The 25,122-nt window shown below is 54.5% G+C and carries 24 protein-coding genes; 11 read left to right on the plus strand and 13 right to left on the minus strand.

Features of this window, described 5'->3' with window-relative positions; all coding sequences use genetic code 11:
- The first annotated feature begins 302 nt into the window (after positions 1 to 302).
- A complete protein-coding gene (gene acnA, locus AC27KL_RS00215) occupies positions 303 to 3,017 on the plus strand; it encodes an aconitate hydratase AcnA (RefSeq protein WP_487168391.1) in 2,715 nt (904 codons plus the stop codon).
- Positions 3,018 to 3,134: 117 nt separating this feature from the next.
- On the opposite strand, the gene AC27KL_RS00220 is transcribed toward acnA, so the two are convergent.
- The 4 genes from AC27KL_RS00220 to AC27KL_RS00235 form a co-directional block, all read right to left on the minus strand.
- Positions 3,135 to 4,100, minus strand: coding sequence for a hypothetical protein (locus AC27KL_RS00220; protein ID WP_487168392.1), 966 nt, complete (start codon positions 4,098 to 4,100; stop codon positions 3,135 to 3,137).
- A 16-nt stretch (positions 4,101 to 4,116) separates the two neighbouring features.
- Positions 4,117 to 5,115, minus strand: a complete 999-nt coding sequence (locus AC27KL_RS00225; RefSeq protein WP_487168393.1) for a cysteine peptidase family C39 domain-containing protein — start codon at positions 5,113 to 5,115, stop codon at positions 4,117 to 4,119.
- A 5-nt stretch (positions 5,116 to 5,120) separates the two neighbouring features.
- A complete protein-coding gene (locus AC27KL_RS00230) occupies positions 5,121 to 6,026 on the minus strand; it encodes a helix-turn-helix transcriptional regulator (protein ID WP_487168394.1) in 906 nt (301 codons plus the stop codon).
- 112 nt (positions 6,027 to 6,138) lie between these two features.
- Entirely contained in the window at positions 6,139 to 6,351 is a 213-nt protein-coding gene (locus AC27KL_RS00235; protein ID WP_487168395.1) for a hypothetical protein, read from the minus strand.
- Positions 6,352 to 6,602: 251 nt separating this feature from the next.
- On the opposite strand from AC27KL_RS00235, the gene AC27KL_RS00240 reads away from it, so the two are divergent.
- From AC27KL_RS00240 to AC27KL_RS00260, 5 genes are all read left to right on the plus strand, one after another.
- Positions 6,603 to 6,752: a hypothetical protein gene (locus AC27KL_RS00240; protein ID WP_156124506.1), complete on the plus strand. Its 150-nt coding sequence runs from the start codon at positions 6,603 to 6,605 to the stop codon at positions 6,750 to 6,752.
- A 189-nt stretch (positions 6,753 to 6,941) separates the two neighbouring features.
- Positions 6,942 to 7,340: a GntR family transcriptional regulator gene (locus AC27KL_RS00245; protein ID WP_339323399.1), complete on the plus strand. Its 399-nt coding sequence runs from the start codon at positions 6,942 to 6,944 to the stop codon at positions 7,338 to 7,340.
- A complete protein-coding gene (locus tag AC27KL_RS00250) occupies positions 7,340 to 8,437 on the plus strand; it encodes a DUF1648 domain-containing protein (RefSeq protein WP_487168396.1) in 1,098 nt (365 codons plus the stop codon). Before AC27KL_RS00245 ends, AC27KL_RS00250 begins: the two co-directional genes overlap by 1 nt.
- A 121-nt stretch (positions 8,438 to 8,558) precedes the next feature.
- Positions 8,559 to 10,193, plus strand: coding sequence for an alpha/beta hydrolase family protein (locus tag AC27KL_RS00255; RefSeq protein WP_487168397.1), 1,635 nt, complete (start codon positions 8,559 to 8,561; stop codon positions 10,191 to 10,193).
- A 110-nt stretch (positions 10,194 to 10,303) separates the two neighbouring features.
- Positions 10,304 to 12,298 (plus strand): S9 family peptidase, encoded by a 1,995-nt coding sequence (locus AC27KL_RS00260; RefSeq protein WP_487168398.1) that lies wholly within the window; start codon positions 10,304 to 10,306, stop codon positions 12,296 to 12,298.
- Between the two features lie 58 nt (positions 12,299 to 12,356).
- On the opposite strand, the gene AC27KL_RS00265 is transcribed toward AC27KL_RS00260, so the two are convergent.
- A complete protein-coding gene (locus AC27KL_RS00265; RefSeq protein ID WP_036707437.1) occupies positions 12,357 to 13,097 on the minus strand; it encodes an IclR family transcriptional regulator in 741 nt (246 codons plus the stop codon).
- A 280-nt stretch (positions 13,098 to 13,377) separates the two neighbouring features.
- On the opposite strand from AC27KL_RS00265, the gene AC27KL_RS00270 reads away from it, so the two are divergent.
- Positions 13,378 to 14,409, plus strand: a complete 1,032-nt coding sequence (locus AC27KL_RS00270) for an alpha/beta hydrolase (RefSeq protein WP_487168399.1) — start codon at positions 13,378 to 13,380, stop codon at positions 14,407 to 14,409.
- A gap of 111 nt (positions 14,410 to 14,520) precedes the next feature.
- On the opposite strand, the gene folE is transcribed toward AC27KL_RS00270, so the two are convergent.
- The 6 genes from folE to AC27KL_RS00300 all read right to left on the minus strand — a co-directional run bounded on the left by folE (position 14,521) and on the right by AC27KL_RS00300 (position 19,652).
- On the minus strand, positions 14,521 to 15,114 hold the full coding sequence (folE, locus tag AC27KL_RS00275; protein WP_487168400.1) for a GTP cyclohydrolase I FolE: 594 nt from the start codon (positions 15,112 to 15,114) through the stop codon (positions 14,521 to 14,523).
- A 61-nt stretch (positions 15,115 to 15,175) separates the two neighbouring features.
- Positions 15,176 to 15,418 (minus strand): YneF family protein, encoded by a 243-nt coding sequence (locus AC27KL_RS00280; RefSeq protein ID WP_081992101.1) that lies wholly within the window; start codon positions 15,416 to 15,418, stop codon positions 15,176 to 15,178.
- A gap of 93 nt (positions 15,419 to 15,511) precedes the next feature.
- Positions 15,512 to 16,546, minus strand: coding sequence for an HD-GYP domain-containing protein (locus AC27KL_RS00285; RefSeq protein WP_487168401.1), 1,035 nt, complete (start codon positions 16,544 to 16,546; stop codon positions 15,512 to 15,514).
- A gap of 48 nt (positions 16,547 to 16,594) precedes the next feature.
- Positions 16,595 to 18,361 (minus strand): tRNA epoxyqueuosine(34) reductase QueG, encoded by a 1,767-nt coding sequence (gene queG, locus AC27KL_RS00290; protein WP_339325031.1) that lies wholly within the window; start codon positions 18,359 to 18,361, stop codon positions 16,595 to 16,597.
- A gap of 48 nt (positions 18,362 to 18,409) precedes the next feature.
- Positions 18,410 to 19,015, minus strand: a complete 606-nt coding sequence (lepB, locus tag AC27KL_RS00295; protein ID WP_339323393.1) for a signal peptidase I — start codon at positions 19,013 to 19,015, stop codon at positions 18,410 to 18,412.
- 208 nt (positions 19,016 to 19,223) lie between these two features.
- Positions 19,224 to 19,652, minus strand: coding sequence for a GNAT family N-acetyltransferase (locus AC27KL_RS00300; RefSeq protein ID WP_339323392.1), 429 nt, complete (start codon positions 19,650 to 19,652; stop codon positions 19,224 to 19,226).
- A 480-nt stretch (positions 19,653 to 20,132) separates the two neighbouring features.
- Between AC27KL_RS00300 and AC27KL_RS00305 the strand changes: the two genes are divergently transcribed.
- Together AC27KL_RS00305 and AC27KL_RS00310 are read left to right on the plus strand one after the other, a co-directional pair.
- Complete coding sequence (locus tag AC27KL_RS00305) at positions 20,133 to 20,747, plus strand: superoxide dismutase (RefSeq protein ID WP_036707423.1); 615 nt, start codon at positions 20,133 to 20,135, stop codon at positions 20,745 to 20,747.
- Between the two features lie 275 nt (positions 20,748 to 21,022).
- Entirely contained in the window at positions 21,023 to 21,799 is a 777-nt protein-coding gene (locus AC27KL_RS00310; RefSeq protein WP_487168402.1) for a class I SAM-dependent methyltransferase, read from the plus strand.
- Positions 21,800 to 21,912: 113 nt separating this feature from the next.
- Here AC27KL_RS00310 and mutY read toward each other — a convergent pair whose 3' ends face one another.
- On the minus strand, positions 21,913 to 23,079 hold the full coding sequence (gene mutY, locus AC27KL_RS00315; RefSeq protein WP_487168403.1) for an A/G-specific adenine glycosylase: 1,167 nt from the start codon (positions 23,077 to 23,079) through the stop codon (positions 21,913 to 21,915).
- Between the two features lie 41 nt (positions 23,080 to 23,120).
- Positions 23,121 to 23,516, minus strand: coding sequence for a holo-ACP synthase (acpS, locus tag AC27KL_RS00320; protein ID WP_339323388.1), 396 nt, complete (start codon positions 23,514 to 23,516; stop codon positions 23,121 to 23,123).
- 198 nt (positions 23,517 to 23,714) lie between these two features.
- Between acpS and AC27KL_RS00325 the strand changes: the two genes are divergently transcribed.
- Positions 23,715 to 24,275 (plus strand): helix-turn-helix transcriptional regulator, encoded by a 561-nt coding sequence (locus tag AC27KL_RS00325; protein WP_487168404.1) that lies wholly within the window; start codon positions 23,715 to 23,717, stop codon positions 24,273 to 24,275.
- Positions 24,244 to 25,032 (plus strand): CPBP family intramembrane glutamic endopeptidase, encoded by a 789-nt coding sequence (locus tag AC27KL_RS00330; RefSeq protein WP_487168405.1) that lies wholly within the window; start codon positions 24,244 to 24,246, stop codon positions 25,030 to 25,032. The genes AC27KL_RS00325 and AC27KL_RS00330 overlap by 32 nt, the downstream gene beginning before the upstream one ends.
- Positions 25,033 to 25,122 lie beyond the last annotated feature (90 nt).

A 25,122-nucleotide genomic window follows, 5' to 3' on the forward strand; every position in this document is an offset into this window, starting at 1 on the left:
GGGCGGCCCGGGGAAAGAATGATATCCGGCGGTTTTTGGGAATGCGAATTCCTTGGCGCCGCAAGGATCGGGAGGCCTCCCGGGCAGTCGTCCTTCTTCCTTTTATCCCGCCTTTCGTTTCATATAAATAGACGCAAAAAGTTCTTTACTCCCCGGCTTGTAAACGGTATACTAAAAGCAAACCTCACTATTTTGAAATTATGTTTCATCTAGTGAAACAGGAACGGCAAAGTGATTGCCCTATCGCTTACCGCATCCCACCGAAAATGTTCACGAGAGCACATTCTTAAGGAGGTACATGTATGACAGCAAAGGATCAATTCTCCACAGCCCGCAGCCTGGAAGTCGGCGGCAAAACATACCGCTACTACAGCCTGAAGGCGCTTGAAGAACAGGGACTCGGCAGCATTTCCAAGCTCCCGTTCTCGATCAGAGTGCTTCTGGAAGCCGCCGTCCGCCAATTTGACGGCCGCGCGATTACCGAGGAGCATATCAAACAGCTGGCAAAATGGAACGAAGGCGTAGGCCGCAACAAAGAAATTCCGTTTATCCCGGCGCGGATCGTGCTCCAGGACTTCACCGGCGTTCCGGTCGTCGTCGACCTTGCCGCGATGCGCGACACCGTGAAAAAAGCCGGCGGCGATCCGAAGAAGATCAACCCGCTCGTACCGGTCGACCTCGTTATCGACCACTCCGTTATGGTTGATGCCTTCGGCACAAGCCAGGCGCTGAACTATAACATGGAAGTCGAATTCGAGCGCAACGAAGAACGCTACCGCTTCCTGCGCTGGGCGCAAACGGCGTTCAATAACTTCCGCGCGGTTCCGCCGGCAACGGGGATCGTTCACCAGGTCAACCTGGAATACCTTGCGTCCGTGGCAGCCACCAAAACGGTTGACGGCGAAACCGTCGTTTACCCTGACTCCCTCGTCGGAACGGACTCCCATACGACGATGATCAACGGTCTCGGCGTCGTGGGCTGGGGCGTCGGCGGCATCGAAGCCGAAGCCGGCATGCTCGGACAGCCGCTTTATTTCGTCACGCCGGACGTCATCGGCTTTAAGCTGACAGGCAGCCTGACAGAAGGCGCAACCGCTACCGACCTGGCCCTGACGGTCACCGAAATGCTGCGCAAAAAAGGCGTCGTCGGCAAATTCGTCGAATTCTTCGGCCCTGGGCTTGCCAACATCAGCCTGGCGGACCGCGCGACCGTAGCCAACATGGCACCGGAATACGGCGCGACCATCGGCTTCTTCCCGGTTGACAGCGAAACGCTGGCCTACCTGCGCAACACCGGCCGCTCCGACGAGCAAGTCGAGCTGGTTGAAGCTTACTATAAAGCACAAAACATGTTCCGTACGGCCGACATGGAAGACCCTGAGTTCACGGACATCATCGAACTCGACCTGGCTTCCGTCGTACCGAGCCTTGCCGGACCTAAACGTCCGCAGGACCGCATCGAGCTGACGAACATGAAAAAAGCCTTCAACGATATCGTGCGCACGCCGATCGAAAAAGGCGGATACGGTCTCAGCGATGCCAAAATCGAAGAGAAAGTGACCGTGAAACATGCGGACGGCACCACCAGCCAAATGGGAACCGGCGCCGTCGTCATCGCCGCGATCACGAGCTGTACCAACACGTCCAACCCAAGCGTTATGCTGGGCGCGGGCATCTTGGCGAAAAAAGCGGTTGAACGCGGCCTGAAAAAACCGGGCTACGTAAAAAGCAGCTTGACGCCGGGCTCCCTGGTTGTTACCGAATATTTGGAAAAAGCAGGCCTGCTTGAATCCCTGGAGGCCCTCGGCTTCTACGTTGCAGGTTATGGCTGCGCGACTTGCATCGGCAACTCCGGCCCGCTGCCGGACGAAGTCAGCCAGGCGATCGCCGACAACGACATGACCGTAGCCGCCGTATTGTCCGGCAACCGGAACTTCGAAGGCCGCGTCCATGCGCAGGTCAAAGCCAACTACCTGGCTTCGCCTCCGCTCGTCGTAGCCTACGCGCTGGCCGGAACGGTCAACATCGATCTGCAAAACGATCCGATCGGCCATGACCAGGAAGGCGAGCCTGTCTATCTGAAGGATATCTGGCCGACTTCCGCGGAAATCAAGGAAGCCATGAACCAATCCATGGACGCGGAAATGTTCCGCAAAAAATACGCGAACGTCTTTACCGCCAACGAACGCTGGAACGCGATTCCGGTTCCGGAAGGCGAACTGTACGAGTGGGACGAAAAATCCACTTACATCCAGAATCCGCCGTTCTTCAAGAACCTCGGCACGCAGCTGGATGACATTAAGGACATCAACGCCGCTAACGTACTGGCACTGCTCGGAGATTCCGTCACGACCGACCATATCTCCCCTGCCGGCAACATCTCGCCGACAAGCCCTGCAGGCCTGTACCTGAAAGAGCACGGCGTTGAACGCAAAAACTTCAACTCCTACGGCTCCCGCCGCGGCAACCATGAAGTCATGATGCGCGGCACGTTCGCCAACATCCGGATCCGCAACCAGGTTGCGCCTGGAACGGAAGGCGGCGTTACGACGTACCTGCCGACGAATGAAGTGATGTCCATTTATGATGCATCCATGAAGTATCAAAACGAAGACCGCAACCTGGTCGTCATCGCAGGCAAGGAATACGGCACGGGAAGCTCCCGCGACTGGGCGGCCAAAGGAACGTTCCTGCTTGGCGTCAAAGCCGTTATCGCCGAAAGCTTCGAACGGATTCACCGCAGCAACCTCGTCGGCATGGGCGTGCTTCCGCTGCAGTTCCAAGAAGGAACCGGCTGGAAGAGCCTTGGCCTGACCGGCAGGGAGACCTTCGACATCGTGGGTCTGAGCAACGAGGTGCAACCTGGCCAGACGCTGACCGTGAAAGCGACGCGCGAGGACGGCACGACCTTCGAATTCCCGGTTACGGCCCGTCTGGACAGCATGGTGGACGTGGATTACTACCACAACGGCGGTATTCTGCAAACCGTGCTTCGCCAAATGATCGCAAACCAATAATAAGCTTAATGAAAAAGGCGTCCCCAGCCATGATGCATGGCTCGGGGACGCCTTTTTTCTTTCGTGTATGGAGGTAAATCGTGCTTATCTTCAATACGATGCCGGCAACCCGAAACCCTATCTCAGCCCGACATGGTCAAAGCGGTTCCGGATCCGTTCATGCATAAACGTCTTGATCCGTCCGATCGCCTCCTGCTCCGCACGCTGCGCTTCATCGAATAATCGAACGAGATTTCGGGCCTGTCGTTTCATGCTTGGATCCTCGGCAATGAGGCCCAGCACCTCGCGAAACGCTTGTGCCGTCTTTCGGTAAGCTTGGGCCGCCGGTTCAAGCTGCGGCCATAAAGACGCCAGCACGCCTGTATATTCGCCGACATCCCTTTTGGCGGCCGCATAACATTCGAAAACCTCGCCGGCCTGAACGGGATCGAATGCACCTCCATGGAGTGCCTGCTTGATCGCATCATAAGCCTTAGAGCCGCAGGCATAATCCGCTTCGGGGAGCATCCGGTCATGCGTCTCCCATTTGTAGATTGCTTGCATAAGAGATTCCTTATAAATTTCGATCGGATCGAGCTCAACCGTATCTTCGAGTATCTGATAATACCAGTAGGGGGAACGATTCTGTCCGAATTCCCCGTACGGCAATCGCTGCAGCCCATGCCCGGAGCCGTCGTCGTAATACAGGATGCCTTTTTCGTCGTCATATCCGGCTGCAACGGCAAAGCAGTCCTTCCAGAACACGGCTCCAATTCCCCGGTCCAGCGACGCCTTAATTTCGGCAACCGCCTCCTGCCGATATAACGGAAACGTCGGGTGAAAGGTAAACCCGGCGGATGACGAAGCAGTAACTCCCATAAAATCCGCGGCGAGAAAGTTTTCCGCCACCCAATTGTATGCCGTCGGCGACTCGGCGGTTAAACGCCGATGGACCGCAAACCGGAAACCGGTAACGGTCATGCCGGCAAGCATCGCCTTGGAACAGGACGTCCAACCGGCATGGGTCAACACCGCATGCATCGCATCGATGTAGGATCTGGACTCCGTCGTCATGCGCAAATCTTTCAGGATGGTATTGGCCATAACTTCTCCCTTCCGTTTATCTTGCGGTATGCAGTCCCCATCGCGGAACCGTCGACCGTTTCAAATCCGGATATTGGACGGAGATGCTTTTAAAAACGCCCATCGCCCGCTCCTCCAGCTTCTCCGCCTCCTTCAGCACCCCGATCAGTGCCGGAATGCTCTCCTGGCTGAGCGTTCGGCCCTGGTTCGCGGAAACGGTCCAACGCTCCTGCGGTTCCATCATGCCCGCAAGCTGCTCGTAACATGCTGCCGCTTCCTGCAACCCCGGAAACATGAGGGACGCCTCCTGCAGAAAAAGCATGATTTCCGTCCTCGAGGCCCGAAAGGCATCCCAAACATAAACGGCGCCAAACGAGTCAAAATCCCCTTGCTCCAGCGCATGGATAAAATACGAATAAGCCTTCCTTCCGGAAGCAATGCTGCGGTTCGGGGGAACCGGATGCGGGGTCTCCCAATCGTCCAGCGCCATGCGGAGTGCCTCGAGAACCATGTCTTTGGCCCCGATGTCCACTTTCCCGCCAAACATTTGCGCATACCAAAACGGGGTGAAGTTGATGCCGAAATTATCGTACAACACGATTTTGCTTTCCGCGGAGTACCCGTCCTGCACGTAAAAAATCCGGTCGGCATCGTCATATCCATGGATGACGCCGAATTCGGGAAGCCAATACACCGCTCCAAGTCCGCGGTCCAGGCTGGATTTGATCCACTTGACGGCATCCTGCTGATATTTCTTAAACGTGGGATGCCGCGTCCTGCCTGCATCCGCCACCGTAAAAATGCCAAGGCTGTCGGCGGCCCGCTTATGAACCGTCCCCCACTCCCCGTAAGCCGTTACCGAAAGCGGCAGCAGCCGTTCATGTACGGAAAAGATGAAGGCCATGCCGCTCAGCGCGGAAAGCCTGTATTTCGGTCCGGAGAATAACCCGGCCCCCGTCAGGACAGCGTACAGGCTGTCGGTAAAAGACTTCGATTCCCTTTTCATCTCCAGTCCGCGCAGAATCACTTCGGCCATCGGCATCATTCCTCTCCATCCAAGCATTTTAAAATTTGTCCGCACCGGTTCTGCAGCTTGGTTTTCAGCCATTTGGGAGATACCAGGTTCAGCCACCCGCCCAGCAAAAGCTGCTGCAGGAACGCGTCGTCGTCATAAAAGTCGATGTCGTAAAAGCCGTCCCCGGCGGGTCTTGCCGGATAACCATGCCAGGCCTCCCCCTGAAGCTCCCGATCCAGCCTAAGCCGGGCCGTAAAAGGTTGGATCGCGGGAGGTCTGCCCTTTACAAAAGGAACGTCCTCCGCTTCGTTTATCTCGAACATGCGATTCGTCACATGCAGGCTTTCGATGGCGTCCAGCCGGTACAGGCGCGTTTTCCCCTCATGTTCTTGGTACGCTGCAACATAATCGGCGTTGTATCGGGACAACAGACGCACCGGACATACGTCCTCCCGGAACTCTCCGTTTTCGGACCGGTAATGAAGATGCACGGTCCTTCGCTGCTCGATCGCAAACGACAGCTGCCCGCTGATATGGATAAGCCGGGGATCGGCATCGAAATAAGGAAGCCTCCCGGCTCCCTCCCCTTCTTCCTCGCCCGCAAACCTGCCCAGCAGGTGTGCGACCCGCTGAACGCCGGACGGGGCATCGGTGCTATACTCCCCGTATTTTCGGGCCAAAAATTTCAGCACCGACTTTTCTTCTTCCGTCATGTACAAATGCGGCAGCATGTACGTTTTATCCTCGTAACCGTATCCACGGTGTTTGGCTATATAAACGAGCGGCGCCCGCAATGAAACCGCAAGGTATTCGATGTCGCGCTGCGCCTGCCTTCTGGAAATTTCGAATTGAAGGGCAAGATCCCTGCTGCTCGGATAATGCCCTCCCCTAATCCGCTGGTCAAACCAGTGAATCCTGTGCATATTGCTCATATCTTGCTTCTCCTTGTCAGAAGATCATGCCCTTCAGCTATATTGAAGCATTTGCAGGCTCTGGGATACAAGCGGTTTTTGAATCTTTTTCCTGCTGAAAAACGTTTGATCCTTACTTCCGAACGGCCGGTTCCGGATTTCGGCTGGCGGCGTCAACCCTTTCTTGTGTGGCTTTAAAGCATTTTTTGCAGACTTTCATGGATGCGCCTTCCGTACTCGTGCGGGTATATAAAAGCTTGATCCGCCCGCTGCCGCAAACCGGACATGTCCCCCGGCCTCTGGACGGCAAATTCCATAATACGCGTCCCCGTTTCGTTTTTGCCATGAACATACAACCTCTTTTCATTCATTTTTCCGAGTTACATGCCCATTATAGGAGATGTGATGCGACATAAAATGTCGTAACAGTTTGCGCTTTCGCATTTTTTGCAAAATGGAGCGATTCGAAATATGATGTTTATAACCGCCATGAAACGGGTAATGGTTCTACACATACCGCGCCGAAACATAAGGGCGCTTCCGGTTTGCTGCCGCCATGACGCATGCAGGGCTAGCAAACCTTCGGAAGGAGAGATCATGATGAATGTGCCGCGCATTGCGCCTTTTCACCATTCGTATCCAAGACCACAGATCATCGCATCGAGGAAAAAGGAAAACCTGGAGCAAAACGCAACCTTCAAAGAGCTGCTCATGAAAAAAATGAAGCAAAAACAACAACGTGAATAACCTATCGCTTCGAGAACCAAAGCGTCTGCTTAAGCAGGCGCTTTTTTTGCGCAAGCCCGGCCGCCGTTTGCGGCTTTTTTGAGCTGCGGCTTTGGTCAAAGCCCTTATTTACACCCAAAATTCTATCTGTTATATTTGTAGTATAACAGTTGCACTTTTGACATTTTGTTTGCGAAAGAAGGGCTTCTTATGATCATCCGTCTGGATATGCAGTCGGAACTTCCCATTTATACGCAGCTGATTAATCAGATTATCGAAGGCATCGCGAGCGGCAGCCTGCAGCCGGGAGAAGACCTCCCGTCCGTCCGGAGCCTTGCCGCGGATATCGGCGTCAACCTGCATACCATCAACAAAGCGTACACGCTGCTCAAACAGGAAGGTTACATTCAGATCCACAGGCAAAAAGGCGTCGTCGTCAATCCGGACGGCATGCCTCCCGCTACGCCGGAGTTTGAGCAGAAGCAGGCGGAGCAATTCAGGCCGCTGATCGCCGAAGCCATATGCCGGAGCATGGATAAGGCGAGCCTGCTGCAAATCGTCGAATCCATTTATGAAGACATCTCACATGGCAAAAAGGAGAATGCATAATGTACTGGATTTCTGCTTTCATGATTGTCGCCCTCTTCATCCCCATCATCATCGCGCTGATTTCCATACCGTTTCTCAGCAGGGAAACCGTCAGTTTCGGCGTTTCGGTCAGCGAAGAGATGTATCACAGCCCGCAGCTGCGGCGGATGAGACAACAATTTGCCTGGATTAGCGGCACGTTGTATGCCATCCTGCTGCTCGGCTGCCTGTATTCGCTGATGAACGCCGGCGAAGAAGGCCAGGCCGCCGTAATATCCATCTTTATTACCGCCGTGATTGTTTGCTCGGCAGCAATGAACTTCGCCTTTTACCTGAGAATGAAAAAAACGAAGGCCTCCCTGCCGACCGCGGTGCAGCAGAGCGGAAAAATCGCGATCGACACCCGGTTCCGCAGCAAAAAGATCACGGTTTCCAACCGCTGGTTCGTCCTGCATATTGCCGTCATGCTGATCAGTGCCATCCTTGCGTTTGCGTACTACGACCAATTCCCTGAGACGATCGCGATGAAATACGACTGGCATGGCGAAATCACCCGCTCCGTCGACAAATCGCTGCGGGCGGTGCTCGGTCCGAACCTGATGCAGCTTGTCATGATTTTCCTGTTTATGTTCATGAACTGGATGATCCTGAAAAGCAAACAGCAGATCCATCCCGACCATCCCGAGCTTTCGGCGCAGCGGAATGCGCTTTTCCGCCTCCGGTGGTCGATGTTTAACGTCGTCTCGGGGATGTTGATCACGCTGTTGCTGTCGTTTATTCAGCTAAATATGCGCTACAATCTGCCCGGCAACGTCGTATTTCCCATCACGCTGCTGATGCCGTCCATCATCATCGTGATGGCCCTTGTCCTCTCGTTTACGACCGGACAAGGAGGCCGCCGCATCGGCCGCCCTTCCGGGGCCGCCAGCGCGACCGCCGTGAATGACGACCGTTTCTGGAAACTCGGCTTTATTTATTACAATCCGGACGATCCGGCCATGTTCGTGGAAAAGCGGATGGGCATCGGCTGGACGATCAATTTCGCCAGACCGGCGGCATGGATGATTTTTGCGGGGATTCTGCTCCTCATATTTGCCGCCAGTTTTTTCACAGGTTGATCAACAAATTGGAGCATCCGTGGTTTCATCGGCATCGGACATCCTAGAATCCAACCTCCGCCTTCATACGATGCCTTTCATTATATATAAAGGGGCTAACCGCTCCAGAGGAGGAAACGTCATGAAAAAAAATTCAAAGAAACTGCGCAAATTTGCCGCCGCATCCCTTGCGCTGGCGCTGTCCGTACCTGCAGCCTCCGCCGCTGCAGAATCGTCCAAGGACAAGACGGCGTACGTGTCGGTACGCGAAGCCGCGTCCAAGCTGGGCGTAGAGGTTCGCTGGGATCAAGCTGCCCGCACGGTCACGCTGGTCAAAGGCGGCCAAACCCTCGTGCTGACCCCGGGCAAAGCCCAAGGCGTATTCAACGGCAAAGCCGTAAACGTGGGAGAGCCGGTTCAGCTCGTTTCCGGCAAAACGCTTGTGCCTGCCGGTTTCCTTTCCGGCATTTTCGGCCAACCGGCAACCCCGGGGGAAACCAACAACCCGGAAGCTTCCCAAGATGCCGCCGATTTGTTTCTGAAGGAGCTGCAAGCGGGCAACGGCGCCAAAGCTGCCGAATACATGAGCCCCGCTTTCCAAAAAGCGCTGCCTGTTCAAGCCGTCAACGGCTTGTGGAGCAATTACGAGCAGCTGTATGGAAAGGCGCCTTCGAAACCCGCTGCCAGAACGGAGCAAACAAATTCCGTCTACCGCAACGTTTCCTATCTGCTTCAGTGGGGACAAATGCCGGTGGAAGTAACGCTCAGGCTGAATGGCGAAGGCCGGGTGGATGACATGTATATCGGCCCTTCCAGCTCTGGCGGATACCAAAAGCCCGCTTATGACAACCCGGCCGCCTATACGGAACAGGAAGTGCGCATCGGTGAAGGCCAGTGGGCTTTGCCCGCCACGTTGACCCTTCCGCAAGGCGAAGGACCGTACCCTGCCGTCGTGCTTGTCCACGGCTCCGGGCCTCATGACCGCGATTCCTCGATGGGCGCGGCCAAGCCGTTCCGCGACCTGGCCGTCGGTTTGGCGGCCAAAGGCATCGCCGTTCTTCGCTATGACAAGGTGACCTACGAGCATACCTTCAAGGTTGCGGCCGATCCGAAGTTCACGCTGAAGAAGGAAACCGTGGATGACGCCGTCACCGCCGTCAAGCTGCTCAAACAAACGCCTAAGATCGATCCGGGCCGGATCTTCGTCGCAGGCCACAGCCAAGGCGGTTTTGCGATGCCGCTGATCATCGATGCGGACCAAAGCAAGGACATCGCAGGCGCGATCGTGCTCTCGGGCCCTAGCTTGAGGTTTGCCGATACGCTGATCGAGCAGCAGCAGGAGCTGGTTGCGCGCGTCAAAAAGCTGGGCCAGGACCCTGTCCCGTACGAACAGCAGGCGGCTGCATGGACTCAAATCGCCCAGCTGGTGAACGATCCGCAGTATACCGTGGACCATATGCCGGAAAAATTCCCGCTCTCCCCGGCGTATTGGTGGTTTGAGCAGAAAAACTATAAACCCGTCGATCTGGCCGTCAAGCAACAAACGCCGATGCTCGTCCTGCAAGGCGAAAACGACTGGCAGGTGACGATGAACCAGTTCAATGAGTGGAAAAAAGCGCTTCAAGGCCGGAACGGCGTCGAATTCAAGTCGTATCCGAAAATGAATCATCTGCTCGCGGAATACGACGGCATCTCGATCGGTGCCGAATATGCGATGCCGTCCAACGTATCTTCCGCGCTGATCTCCGATATCGCGGCGTGGATTCAGAAAAAGTAACGGACTGCGGGGTTCTCGGCTTCCGAAGGAATCGGGATGGAATTTACGCCCAATCTCTGGGATAATGAACTCATGAAATGGTTCATCTTTTATATGGGAGGTCTTTTTCGATGAGTGAGAAACGCGTAATGACAGCCGAGGACCTGTACCGCATCCGCTGGGTAAGCGATCCTGCAGTCTCGCCCGAAAACGGCGCGACTGCGTACATACTGAAATCGGTCAACGACAAACATGACGGATACGTGACCCAAATCCGCCTGATTCAGCCCGGCGGCGCGGACGTTCCGTTTACGGCCGGCGAGCAGGACGGAGCGCCGCAGTGGTCCCCTGACGGTTCGCAGCTGGCTTTTCTCCGAAAAAAAGGCGATGCGCGCCAGGTGTGGATCATGCCCGCCCATGGCGGCGAAGCCCGGGCCGTGACCGAATTGAAGCATGGAGTAAGCGCATTCAAATGGTCGCCGGACGGTTCCGCCCTGCTTCTTAAAGCCGAAGCGCCGGACGACAAGGAAGAGCAATTGGACGCCAAAGCCAAGGACGAACCTGCGCTGCCCGAGGAAAAAATCGTGGACCGCATCCGTTACAAAGCCGACGGCGTCGGTTTGCGAAGCGGCCGCAGATCGCATTTATTCGTATTCGACATCGCGGGCGCAAGCAGCGTCCAGATAACGTCGGGCGCGTTTGACGTCGGGGCTTTCGCCTGGTCGCCGGACGGCAGCCGCATCGCGTATACGGCGGAGCTGCCTACGGACGAGTATGCCGACGCCGATCTGAGACCGACGAACGATCTGTATGTAACGGATCGTACGGGAAGCGAAACGCGCCGGCTGACGGACGGCAAAATCAGCATCGGTTCCGTCAGCTATACGCCGGACGGCGGATCCATCCTGATGCTTGCGGATGATCTGTCCTGCGGTTACGCCACGCTGACCCGCATATATCTCATCCCGGCGGAAGGCGGCGAATACCGCGCCCTCTATACCGATCTCGACATTCAGATCGGCCACAGCTGCGTCAGCGATATGCGCGCAGGCGCCGGAACGCCGCCGGTTTTCAGCCCGAACGGAGCGCATGTGTACCTTCAGGTGAGCCAGCTGGGGCGCGTCGAGATCGCCCGTTATGCCCTCGACGGTTCCGAATTCGAAATCGTCGCCGGCGGGGACCGCGAGATCTACCAGTTCGCCCTGACGCCGGAAGGCAGCCTCGTATTTGCCGCAGCCGACCCTTTGCACCCCGGCGATTTGTACCGGCTGGAACTGCCGGGCCGAACGGAAACCCGCTTGACCGAATGCAACAAGGAGCTATGGAGCGAGCTGACGCTGAGCGAGCCGGAAGAGTTCCGGTACGCCGCTGGAGACGGCTGGCCGATGCAGGGCTGGATCATGAAGCCGATCGGCTTCAAGGAAGGCTCCAAGGTACCGGCCGTTCTCGAAATCCACGGCGGACCGCAAGTCATGTACGGCCATACGTTCATGCATGAGTTCCAGCTGCTGGCCGCCGCCGGTTATGCGGTATTCTACACGAATCCGCGCGGCGGGCACGGCTACGGCCAGGTCCATGTCAACACGGTCCGCGGGGACTATGGCGGACGGGATTACCTCGACCTGATGGAATTTACGGACTACGTGCTGGACCACTATCCTTTCGTGGACGGCTCCCGTCTCGGCGTGACCGGCGGAAGCTACGGAGGATTTATGACCAACTGGATCGTAGGCCATACGAACCGCTTTCAGGCGGCCGTCACCCAGCGTTCCATCTGCAACTGGCTTTCGTTCTACGGCGTGAGCGATATCGGCTACCACTTCACGGAGGACCAAATCTGGGGCAATGCGTGGGATGACGTCGAAAAGCTGTGGAAGCATTCCCCGCTTGCTTATGTCAAAAACGTAAGCACCCCGCTGCTCATCCTTCACGGCGAGCAGGACATGCGCTGTCCAATCGAGCAGGGCGAGCAGATGTTCGTCGCACTGAAGCGGCTGGGCAAAGAAACGCAGCTGATCCGTTTCCCGGGGGCGGATCACAATCTGTCCCGGAGCGGCAATCCGTATCTTCGCACAAGACGCCTCAGCCATATCGTCCGCTGGTTCAAAGAGCATATCGAGGTATAAAATCAAACAAAGCCCGCGCCGACCGTTATGTTTACGGTCGACGCGGGCTTTTTGCCGTCTAGATCATCAGTCCCATTTCATGGGCCGCTTCCATCAGCACCGGCGCAAACTCATGCAGCGTATCCTCGCCGATCCGGCTGATCGGACCGGATACGGAAAGCGCCGCAGCCACTTCCCCCCTCCGGTTCACGATCGGCACGGCTACCGCGGCCGCTCCCGGCTCGCGCTCTTCGAAACTGGTCGCGTATCCGCGCTCCCGGATCTCCGCCAGCATGCGGAGATAACCTTCCGGATCGGGCATCTCCGGCCATTCCGGATCGCCGAACAACTCCCGCCGGTCTTCCTCCGAAGCAAAAGCGACAAGCACCTTGCTCGAAGCTCCGACGTACAGCGGCAAGCGGGCGCCGACCTGGGCCACGCGGCGGATCGCCTGGTTGCTCTGCACCGCCTGGATCCGCAAGCGGTCTTTTCCGTCCCGCAAATACAAGCTCACCGTTTCCCCAAGCCGGTCGCGCAACCGCTCCATCGCCGGAAGAAGCAGCACGGCCGGATCATCGCTTTTGGACAGATGCGTGGACAGCTCCCATACCTTCAGCCCCAGGCGGTATTTTTCCGTTGCCGCATCCCGCGCGACGAATCCCTTCTCCTCAAGCGTCGTCATCAAACGATGCACCGTACTTTTATGCAGGCCGATCTGCCCGGCGATTTCGGTCAGCCCGAGCTCGCTGCTTTTGGTAAAACACATCAATATGTCAAGCGCGCGCTCGACGGCGCGTACGGTTAATTTGCGGTCTTCCATTCCTGTTCCCGCCCCTCTTAATGTTTCACCAAATGAAACATGGTTACAATAATTATAAAAAATTCAGCCCCCAAAGTCTACTTTTTCGCTAAAAATCTGTTTGGGCGGCGCTAAAAAAAGAAACCGTTTTTTGGGCCAGGCCGATTGACTTTAGGCGATCTACCGCATAGGATATAGAGTAAAATTTTTTCTGTTTCCGAATCGGGTGTATAATAGGTAAACTAGAGACAGGCTCGAAATTTGTAGAATCCTGAAATTTTGATATAAAGGAGGGGCACGCATGAATATGGCAACCCGAAACGACGCCCAAATTTCTCCCCCCTTGACCGAGACACCCATTCCACTAACCCCGCGGCTGATCCGCGTGAAGCATATTCTCGTTGCCTTGCTGCTGTCGGTCGTGTTTTTCCTTCTATTTTGTTTTATCGCCTTGCACGCGTACATCGCTTGGGTGCTTTCGAACCCGACCGTTGCGCCGCTGTATTCGAATCCGAAGCAGGCGAAAAACATGGCCTATGAAAACGTGACCTTCCCCGCCTTGGACGGCAGCCGGATGATGCAGGGCTGGTACATTCCCGCCGCCGGATCGAAAAAAACGATCGTGTTCAGCCACGGCTACGGCGCAAACCGCGAGGAAACGTGGATTCCGATGTACGATCTGGCCCATTACGCGCACCGGATGAATTTTAACGTCATCATGTTCGATTACGGCTTCGCGTCCCAGACCAGCAAGGCGGTGGCCACCGGCGGCAAAGCCGAATCGCAGCAGCTGCTCGGGGCGATCGAGCTGGCCAAACAACGCGGCGCGAAGCAAATCGTCGTGTGGGGCTTTTCGATGGGAGCCGGGACGGCGCTTCAAGCCGGGCTGCAAACCAAGGATATCGACGCGATGATTTTGGACAGCACCTTTTTGCTGGAGCCGGACACGTTGTACCATAATATCAAAAACCAAATCGACCTGCCGCGCCATCCGTCGCTCGAAATTTTGGAGCTGCTGTTCCCGGTGCTTAACGGAACGAGCCTTCACCAAATTCCTTACCAGCAGGTCAAAAAGGAAGATTACCCGTTCCCGATCTTTTTCGTTCACGGCACGGAGGACGAGAAGGCCCCTTATCCGATTGCCGAAAAATTGGCGTCCAACCAGTCGAATCCGTATTCGGACGTTTGGATCGTCAAAAACAGCCATCATGAGCTCATTTTCCGCGAGCATCCGCGCGAGTATCTTCGCCGCGTCTCCTCCTTCCTCGCCAACGTGAAGCTTGCCGAACGGAAGGACATCGACAATGCGCCCATGATCCAAAACAAACGGTAAACAGCCTTTCGCCCGTTTGGGCCAAGGCGCTTGCGAAGCCCGGGCATACAAAAAAGGCATCATCGAAGATCCGATTCGGTTCTTCCATGATGCCTTTTTATGATGTTCCGATTATTCTTTGATCAAAGACAAAAACTCGGCTCTGGAAGCCGGGTCCTCGCGGAAAATGCCGCGGACCGCGGATGTCACCGTTTTGCTGCCCGGCTTTTTCACGCCGCGGGCGCACATGCACAGATGTTCGCCTTCCACGACCACCATGACGCCATGAGGCTGCAGAACTTCGACCATGATGTCGGCAATTTGCGACGTGATGCGTTCCTGAACCTGCAAACGGCGCGTGATCGCCTCCACCAAACGGGCCAGCTTGCTCAGTCCCGCGATTTTGCCGCTCGGAATGTACCCGATATGGACTTTCCCGAAAAACGGAGCCATGTGATGCTCGCATTGGCTGTAATAAACGATATCCTTGACGATCACGAGCTCCTCGTGGTTTTCATCGAAGGTAACGCCCAGCACATCCCTCGGGTCCACTTCGTACCCCGCAAAAATTTCCTCGTACATCCGCGCCACGCGCGCAGGGGTTTCAAGCAGGCCCTCCCGCTGCGGGTCTTCGCCGATCAATTTCAAAATTTCCGCGATGTGGTGTTCCACCTGTTCACGGTTATCCCGAACCTTGTTGTTTACGTAGTCTTTAACGCCGGCCACGGCACTTCCCTCCTCTCGCGGCTTCTTTTTTGTCGCTTCACGGATTTATCGACAATCCGGCTTATTTGCGTTTGCCTCCGCCAGGCTTCTTTTTGCCGCTGAACTGCGGATTGTTTTTCATCATTTGCTGCGCTTTCTGCATTTGACGATTGTTTAGATTATACCCCATCTGTTTGGCCATTTTTTGCAGCATTTGTGGATCACTCTGCATTTTCTCCATTTGCTTGCGCAAATAAAACACGCCGATAAAAAAGCCGCCGACCAAGCCGACGATCAGCGTAATCACAGGAATGACATATTGCATGTTCCGCCACCTCATCGTTATAAATCAATACTTTGCGTGCATAGCAACACGAACCTATCATAGCATGTCCCCGTGTGGCTCGCAAATGGATTTCTACGATAAAACCGCCTCGATGAATACCGTCGTCTCCTTCGCCAAATCCAGCTCTTTGACGTCGAACCGGCTGGCCTCCCCCTGAACGATCCGGATGACCGGACGCCCGGGCAGGCCGCGATGCTGGCGGACGACGACGCCCGTTTGCTTGGTGGACAAACGTACCGCCGTCCCGTTCGGATAAACGGATACGATCCGGTTGAACTGCAGCAGCACTTCATGGTCCAGCTGCTTTTCCGACATCGCCATCATTTCCTCGCAGGCTTCGTGCGGCAGCAGCTGTTTGGCCTGCGGATGCAGCGGATGAACGAGCCGTTCGTAGGTGTCCGCCGCCGACACGATTTTGGCGTACAGATGAATTTCATCCCCCGCAAGTCCCCGCGGAAGGCCAAGACCGTCCACCCGTTCATGGTGCTGCAAGGCCACGTGCGCGATCAGGAGGCTGAATTCCCTTCTGCTTTTCAGCTTTTCGTATCCTCTCCAGGTATGATGTCCTTTGAGGTCGGGAATGAGCTGATCTTCTTCCCTCATGCCCGTTTTGCCGATGTCGTGCAGGAGGGCCCCCGTCGCAAGTTCCTTCAGCTGTTGATAGTTGAGGCCCATGTTGATGCCCATGACGCTGGATAGCAGGCATACGTTGATGGCATGTATATATTGGCCGTTGTCTTTCGTCCGGATATCGGTCAATTGGACCAACACTTCCTTGTTGCTCATCACGTCCGTCAACAAGCTGTCCACGCTGCTCCCGATCATCTGGGTGTTCCAATCCTTGCCGGAACGGATCGCCTCGAACGTGCTGTTCATGGCTTGGATCATGCCCTGCTTCGTGGCCTCGCTGAGCATATCGTCCGTCTCGACGTCCTCGAACATCGGATCCTGGATGTACAGCATCGTCACGCCGATCCGATTGAGCGTGCTGATCATGTACACCGTCAATTGAACGCCGGCGCCCAAAAGCACCGTCCCGTTCGCGGAGTAGATCGTTTTGCCCAAATACTGCCCGGGCTCCACATGGTCTATGCTCACATACCTCATCGTCTTCCCCCGATTTCGGAGCGGCCGAAAAAAGAACCCTTCGCCGCTTTACTCTTCGATCCGCTTGTTTCTTTCGGGGAGCGCATTTTCGTGGTTCAAAAGCTTCCGTTTCGTTTCAAGCCCGCCGCTGTAGCCCGTCAGGCCTCCGCCTTCCTCAAGCACGCGATGGCAGGGAATGATGACCGGAACGGGATTTTTGTTCACGGCTCCGCTGACGGCCCGCATCGCTTTCGGTCTCCCTATGGTCTCTGCGATCGTCCCGTAAGTGCGGATCTCTCCATAAGGAATATCGGCAACTGCGTCCCAAACCTGAAGCTGGAACGATGTGCCGCGCAAATCGAGCGGAACGTCGAACGTCTGCCGTTTGCCCGCGAAGTATTCGCCAAGCTGGCGTTTGGCCTCTTCCAGTCGTGCATCGTCGTGCTCCAATTCGCCGCCTCCGCACCAGGTGCGGGACCATTTTTGCAGGACGGCTTCCTTGACGCTGAAGCTGCCGAATTCGATCAGGCACAGCCCTTTGTCGGTGGCGCATAACGTTAACGGCCCGATGATCGACTGCATTTCGTCATAATAAATCGTTTCCGGTTCTCCGCCGAGCGCCGGCGAAAATTCCGATGCCTCGTTTTTGTTTTCCGCTGCGTCCGCTTTCGTTTGCGATTGAAGTTGCGCTTTGGCGTCCGTGAGCATTTCCCTTACTTTCTCGTCCTGCTCTTCCGCCAAGGCTTTATTCATGATGTCCAATGCCTCTTCGCCTCCTATGCGTCCCAGCGACCAGGCGGCGGTTCCCCGCAGCTCCGGCCGTGGATCTTTCAGCAGCACCTCTCCGAGTTTGGGCACCGCAGATTTGTCTTTGTAATTACCGAGCGCGATGACCGCGTTGCGCTGGATCGGTTTCCGGCCCCGCCAGGCGGCGGCGCTTTCGCCGAATTTTTCTTTGAACTCCCGGTTGCTCATATCCAGAATCGGCAGCAGCAGCGGCCGGTCTTTGTCGGGCACCGGCAACAGGTCCGGATGATGCGTCCAATGCTTGCCTTTGTTTTTCGGGCAAATCACCTGGCACGTATCGCAGCCGTACAGCCGGTTGCCGATTTTGCGCATGACCTCGTCCGTCAGAAATCCTTTCGTTTGCGTCAAAAAGGAGATGCAGCGCTGCGCGTTCAGCTGCCCCGGACCGACCAGCGCGCCCGTCGGACAAGCGTCGATGCATAGCGTGCAATCCCCGCAATCCTCCGTCACCGGCGTATCCGGCGGGAACGGAATGTTCGTGACCATCTCGCCGAGAAAAATCCAGGAGCCCCATTTCGGCGAAATGATGCAGCAGTTTTTGCCGCTGAAGCCGATTCCGGCCCGCTCGGCGACCGCCCTGTCCACAAGCGCCCCGGTATCCACCATGCTTTCCATGACCGCATCCGGCACCCGTTCGCGGATAAAAGCCTCCAGCTTTCCCATCGCCTCGCGCAGCACCTGATGATAATCCTTGCCCCAAGATGAACGCGACAAGACGCCCCGGTATTTGCCGGGTTCGTTTTTCGGCGGGTTTGGCATTTTGGAGGAATACGCGACGGCGATGGAGATCAGCGAGGCTGGTTCTGCGGAAGGCAATGCGGGGGTGATTCGTTTATCCAAATCCGGCTCCTCGAAGCCGGACTCATACCCAAGGTCCCGGTGATTTTGCAAAATGGCTTTTAACGATACGAAAGGGTCCGCGGAAGCGAAGCCGATCTCGTCGATGCCGAAATCGGCCGCCGCCTCCTTGATTTCCTGCTTCAGCTGCTCCCACCGGGAAGGCGGAGGAGCATAAGCGGATGGATTCATGGTTGTCAAAAGCTTGCGCCTCCTTTACAGCATGCATTCGAACCGATGTTACAAGCCCTTGATTTGGGAGATCGGCCAAAAAATGAATTCGGCCCTGCCGACGATCGCTTTGGCGCTGACGCTGCCGAAAGAGCGGCTGTCTTTGCTGGCGCGGGCATGCCGGTTATCCCCCATCACGAAATAATGATCCTTGTCCAGCTTGACCGGGCCGAAATCCGGATCCTGAATTTCGACCTCGGTATACGGCTCCGTCTGGACCTCGCCGTTCACGTAAAGCTTGTGGTCTTTGACTTCCACCGTATCGCCGGGAACGCCGATGATCCGTTTGACCAGATATTCCTTTTTATCCGGCCCGTTGCTCGGATCATGCAGCACCACGATTTCGCCCCGGCTCGGCGATTTGAAATCGTACACGATTTTATCGATAAACAGCCGTTCCTTCTCATGCAGCGTGGGCTGCATCGATTGGCCTTTGACCATCGACAGGTTAAAAACGAACAAATTCAGCAGCATCATGATAACGAACGCAATGACGATCGTTTTCGCCCAGTCCCACACTTCGGCGGCAAAACTGCGCTTTTTCGGTTCCGCTTCGGGCGGCCGTCCCGGATCGTTCCCGGAGCGCCCCTGCTCTTGCAGTCGAGCTTGATTCATGCCACACCTCATTTTTAGACAAATTCCCCTTATATACAGAAAAGCATATCTTGCGCGGTTTTGCAACGGCAGCAAAGATATGCTCAATATAGAAAATATTGTTTGTTGACAACAATAATGGATGTGCTTTTTGTAATTTCTGGCGTTTTGGGCATGTCCGGACGGCGGCCGCACACACGCAAAGGTTATTTTTAGTTATGAAACTAAATTAGTGCTGCGGGCTTATGATGCTCAGCTTCTGGAATGCTTCAAGCACCTTGTTGGCACCGTAACCCATCGCTTCGTAAAGAGGCATCGCTGCTTGGTTATGCTCGTCGCCCGCGATCCATATCCGGCTCACCTTCCGGTTCTGGAAACGCTGCTCCATCGCCGACACAAGGGCTTTGCCGACGCCTTGGCGGCGGTAGTCGGGATGAATGGCAATGCGGTAATAGCAGCCGTGGTTGTGCTCGATCGTGCCGATCAACGCGCCCACGATTTCATCGTCTTCCTCTGCGACCAAAATCAGCTCCGAATCCCAGGACAACTGCCTGGAGAACGGCCCCATCGTATTCCGGTAACATTCTTCGGACAAGGCAATCTTCATCAATTCGGTCACATCGGTACAATCACTTAACTGAAAGGAACGAACACGCATGATTAAATCTCCCTTTTTCGTCAGCTTGTTTGGATCCTCGGAAGATCAAGCTCCTCTTATAATCCAGAATAAATATTACGACAAAAAACGTTAAATTCCTGCTTTATCATCCATTAAAGCATAGTTTTCTTTAAAAAACACGCTTTTTCTTTTGAAAGCGCTTTATAGCAAACGTTTTCAATGTAATATAAGTTTATAAAACCAGATATTGGTTATTTGTCCGCGCATAATTATCCGTAAAACGGGTAATGGTTAATATGGGTTATAGGCCTTTATAACCTAATCGCACGGTCACGCAGACTTTTTAAACATAAATGTTGATTTAATTGAAAAAATACGGTTTAATTGTACTTGGAAGCATTACTGTTTGAAACCGGTCAATAAAGGAAGCCTTCGCCAACCGCGGAGTTTCCTTTATGAAGAGGATCAATGTTCATTGATTCCTTGAATAAAAAGAAAACAATACAGGAGGTATTTATCATGGCATTTCAATTACCTGCACTTCCTTACTCCAACGATGCGCTCGAGCCGCATATCGACGCCCAAACGATGGAGATCCACCACGACCGTCACCATAACACCTATGTAACGAACTTGAATGCAGCGTTGGAAAACGCTCCTGAACTGCAAAATAAAAGCTTGGAAGAGCTGCTGACCAACCTGGACAGCGTGCCTGAAAGCATCCGTACCGCAGTACGCAACAACGGCGGCGGCCATGCCAACCACAGCATGTTCTGGGAAATCATCGGACCAAACGGAGGCGGCGCTCCAACTGGCGCTTTGGCTCAAGCGATCGACAGCGAGCTGGGCGGATTCGATAAATTCAAAGAAGACTTCGCCAAAGCGGCTGCAGGCCGTTTCGGTAGCGGCTGGGCTTGGCTGGTTGTAGGCAAAGACGGCAAACTTGCCATCACAAGCACGCCGAACCAAGACAACCCGATCATGGAAGGCCAAACTCCGGTTCTCGGCCTGGACGTTTGGGAGCATGCTTACTACCTGAAATACCAAAACAAACGCCCTGATTACATCGCCGCTTTCTGGAACGTTGTAAACTGGGACGAAGTCGGCAAACGTTACGACGCTGCCAAAAAATAATAAGGGTTCATGAGGTGACGGGCCGTTCCGTTGCCGTCCGATCCCTAGAGAAGCGGTTCAAGCCTAGGCTTGAACCGCTTTTTTATTTTAGGCTGCACTAAAGAGCATATGCAGCATCCTGTGAAAACCCATAAGTCACGTCATCGTGCCTCTTATTCAGCTTCTCGCATTCTCATCATCGAAAAAGCAAATTCAAGGTTGAACAAGGAAGGGATGGAAACAGAACCGTCGAAATTCAGTTAGAAGAGTACAAGCCCAAATAGGCGGTGAATATCGTGGATAAGTCTGTTCTTGATTTTTATGATGCTCTGGCCGAAGATTACCATCTTATTTTTAATGATTGGAAACATGCCGTTTCGGTGCAAGGCGAAGTTTTAAACAGAATCATTTGTTCTAAACTCGAACGTCCGGACAACGGGGTTACGTCCCTTTTAGACTGTTCCTGTGGGATCGGCACACAAGCAATCGGCCTAGCTAACCATGGATTTAAAGTAACAGCTACCGATCTAAGTCCGGTATCTGTAGAAAGAGCGAAAAAGGAAGCGGAATCCTTCGGGGTGGAAATACGCTTTGGGGTCGCTGATTTTCGTTCATTGGAAAACGATGTTTCCGGAGTTTTTGATGTCGTTCTTTCGGCTGACAATGCAGTCCCACACCTTCTGACGGATGAAGATTTATATCTCGCTGTAAAAAATATGCATTCAAAAGTTAGAACCGGCGGTCTTCTTCTCATCACCATGAGAAATTACGATGAGTTGGTCATCGAAAAGCCTAGGGCTACAGAGCCGCGCATTTTCGATGATGGCCAGCGCATTGTTTTTCAGGTTTGGGATTGGGCGGACGACTCCAAAACTTATGCAACCAACCACTTTTTATTGCAGCAAGAGAATGGACAATGGATAACAAAGCACAGCAAAACAAGGTACAGAGCTTTATTGCAAGATGAATTCACCCATATGTTGAGTACGGTCGGGTTCTCGGATATCGAATGGTGCATGCCGTCAGAATCGGGTTATTACCAGCCCGTCGTAACGGCGCGAAAGAAATTGTAAACAGCAAAAAATGGATAGGGCTCAGATCTGCTCTGAAACCTCTATCCATTATTATTTTCACCGTAAGATGTTTAACATTGTAATCAACCAACACCGCGCTTCCACAATTCCACTTAAGGCAGCTTCCCCTTAAAATGCTCCCTCAGGATTCTAAGGAACACGTTCGGAAACGCGTACAGCTCCATCTCTTCTTCGCTGATCCAGCGGTACTGCGGGCGTTGCGCGCCACCGTCAGGATCAGCATCAGCCGCGTAAGCCTCCCCGGATTCGGCCACGGCCACGGAAAGCAAATCCTCTTCGCGGCAGCGGTACACCTGAAGGTTCCAATGAATATGGCTGAACGTATGCTCCGCATCCATCATGAACCCTTCCGGCCGTGCGTGAATCCCCTCTTCCAGCAGCATGTCCGCCACGATATCCATGGCCGGCTCGTCCGGGAGCCTTCCCTTGCGGCTTTGCGGAATCTGCACATGCGGCAGCTCCCACATTCGGGCGAGCAGTCCCTCCTGCGGACGTTGACGGATCAGGGCCTTGCCTTCGTGCGGACCCGATCCTTCGACTAGAGCGACCATCCGGTACTCCGGACGCGGCGGTTTCGCTTTGGTTTTAACCGGGAGCGATTCCTCCACTCCCTCGATCCTTGCGGCGCAATGCTCCATGACCGGGCAGGTCAAGCAGTGCGGCGATTTCGGCGTACATACGAGCGCGCCAAGCTCCATCAGCGCCTGGTTAAAATCGGAAGCCCGTCCTTCGGGGATCAGTTCGGTAACCAGCCCTTCCATCAGCGACCTCGTGCCAGCTTTCATAATGTCTTCTTCAATCAAAAAATAACGCGACAGCACGCGCATCACGTTGCCGTCCACCGCCGGTTCCGGCTTATTGAAGGCGATGCTGAGAATCGCCCCCGCCGTGTACGGGCCGACGCCTTTAAGCGCAAATACCGCCGCCCTGTCATCCGGCACCTGTCCGCCGTGAAGCTCCTTTACCTGCTTGGCGGCCGCCTGAAGATTTCTTGCGCGCGAGTAATACCCAAGGCCCTCCCAGCATTTCAGCACGTCCTGCTCCGGCGCGTCCGCCAAAGCCTCGACGGTCGGAAACCTTTCGATAAACCTGTTAAAATAAGGGATCACCGTATCGACGCGCGTCTGCTGCAGCATGATTTCCGATACCCAAATATAATAAGGATCCCGGTGGCGGCGCCACGGCAAATCCCGTTTATTTTCCATGTACCATTCCAGCAGGTGCCCGCTGAAATACTCTTTTTGTTCCGCTTGATCCATAACGCTGCTTCAAATCCTTCCGCTTTCTTCTCCCAAAAGCTTTACGCTCTTTTTTCGATCACCGCAAACGCCGAAGCCAGCTCGGTCTGATGGGATATGGTCAAATGTATGGCATACTCCGGCTCGCCCGGAAGATTCAGGCGTTCCCACGCTTCCCTGCTCAGGACGGCCACCGGCTTCCCCACGGAATCCGGCAAAATTTCGATGTCGCCAAAGCCGATTTTACTCCCGATGCCGCAGCCGAAAGCTTTGGAAATCGCCTCTTTGGCGGCAAAACGGCCGGCAACGAACTCCGTCAGCTTCCCGCCTCTTTTTCTGGCTTCCTCCCGCTCTTTTTCGGTAAGCACCCGCTCCATGAACCTGAATCCAAGCTGTCCGCTTAGCAAAAGCGCAAGCCGCTTGATTTCCAGCACGTCATGCCCGATTCCGTGAATCAATGGACCACACCTTCCTTCCGTGACATACAAACTCTATTGTAGCAGGAGACATCCTGGGAAGCGAGTCCATGCCGGCCATATTTCCGACGGAATCAGCACGGAAATTTTTGTTAAAAATATCCTTGACGATTCGACTGCTTCGCCGCTATATTTATATCAAAACGATACATCGAATCGATACATTAGAGGTGAACTGCATTGATCGAATACATTATTTTGGGTTTATTGATGGAAGGAGACATGAGCGGGTATGAGATGAAGAAAACCATCGACCTGTCCGTAGGCATGTTTTACAAAGCAAGCTACGGCAGCCTGTATCCGGCGTTGAAGCGCATGGCCGAAAAAGAATGGATATCCGTCACGGAAGAAGAAGGCAGCAGCAAAAACAAAAAGATATATTCCCTTCTTCCCGAAGGACGCAGCCGTTTCATGCAATGGCTCGAAAAGCCGCTCACGCTGGACCGGAACGAATTTTTGCTGAGAGTCTTTTTCTATGATTATTTGGATGATGAAACCCGCAGGCTTCGCCTTCATGAATGCCGATACAACTTGTACCGGGAGATCGGCCGCTTGCAGGCCGTCGAGGAGATCGTGGCCGGGGAGCTTGCGGAAATTCCCGACCCGCAGAAGCATTACTTCAGGGTTTCCGTGCTGTCGTACGGAAGGCATTTTTTTCTTATGTTAAAAGATTATGTGGATCAATTGCTTAAAGGAGAGGAATCGAGCCATGAGAACAACGGTCAAACCGGTAAACCTTAACGTCCCTTTTTCGGAAAAACGCCCCATCCTCAGCGTCGTCCTGATCGAACTGCTGCTCCTTGTAGCCATGTTCGCCGCCGGAGCCTACGCCACCGTTCAGAAGCTGAGCTACACCGCGCCCGTGCTGATCGCTTTTATTCCGATTTCGATCGTCCTGCTGATCGGCCTGACATGGAAAAAAAGCTGGCGCCGTTACGGCTTCCTGCCGTTAAACGCCATTCCGGGACAAAATTTGGTCTACTACCTCCCGCTTGTCCTGGTGCTGGGATGCATCGCTTTGAACGGGTTTAGAACCGTTTCGGTCCGCGAGGCTCTGTTTTTCGTCTTTTTCACCTTGCTGGTCGGTTTCGTGGAGGAAACGGTGTACCGGGGTCTGATCCTGCATATTCTGCTACGCAAAAAAAGCATTACCGCCGCTGTCATCACCTCTAGCCTACTGTTCTCCGTCACGCATATGCTGAACATGTTGTCGGGACAAAGCGCCGAAGACACGGTAGTTCAGCTTGTTTACGCCCTGCTGACGGGCGCTGCCCTAGCCCTGCTCATCGTCAAGAACAAAAACATCCTTCCGCTGATTTTCTATCATTTCATCCATAACCTGATCCAATTTCTCGGCCCTGACGGCCGGTCGGTTTCCGTAATGGATTATGTCGTCCTCGCGATCCTGCTTCTTCACTGCTTGTGGCTGATTTTCAGCCTCAACAAAGCAAAGGGTGCAGCCCGTATTTCGGGTTCGTTCGAACGAGTGGCGCCATAAACGAAAACTTTGGCGGCGTATTCGCCGCAGGCTTATGCCAGGCTGCCGTATCCCCATCGGGCATACAAAAAGCGGAGCCATGGACGGCCC

This window comes from Paenibacillus sp. YAE3 (assembly GCF_057546105.1).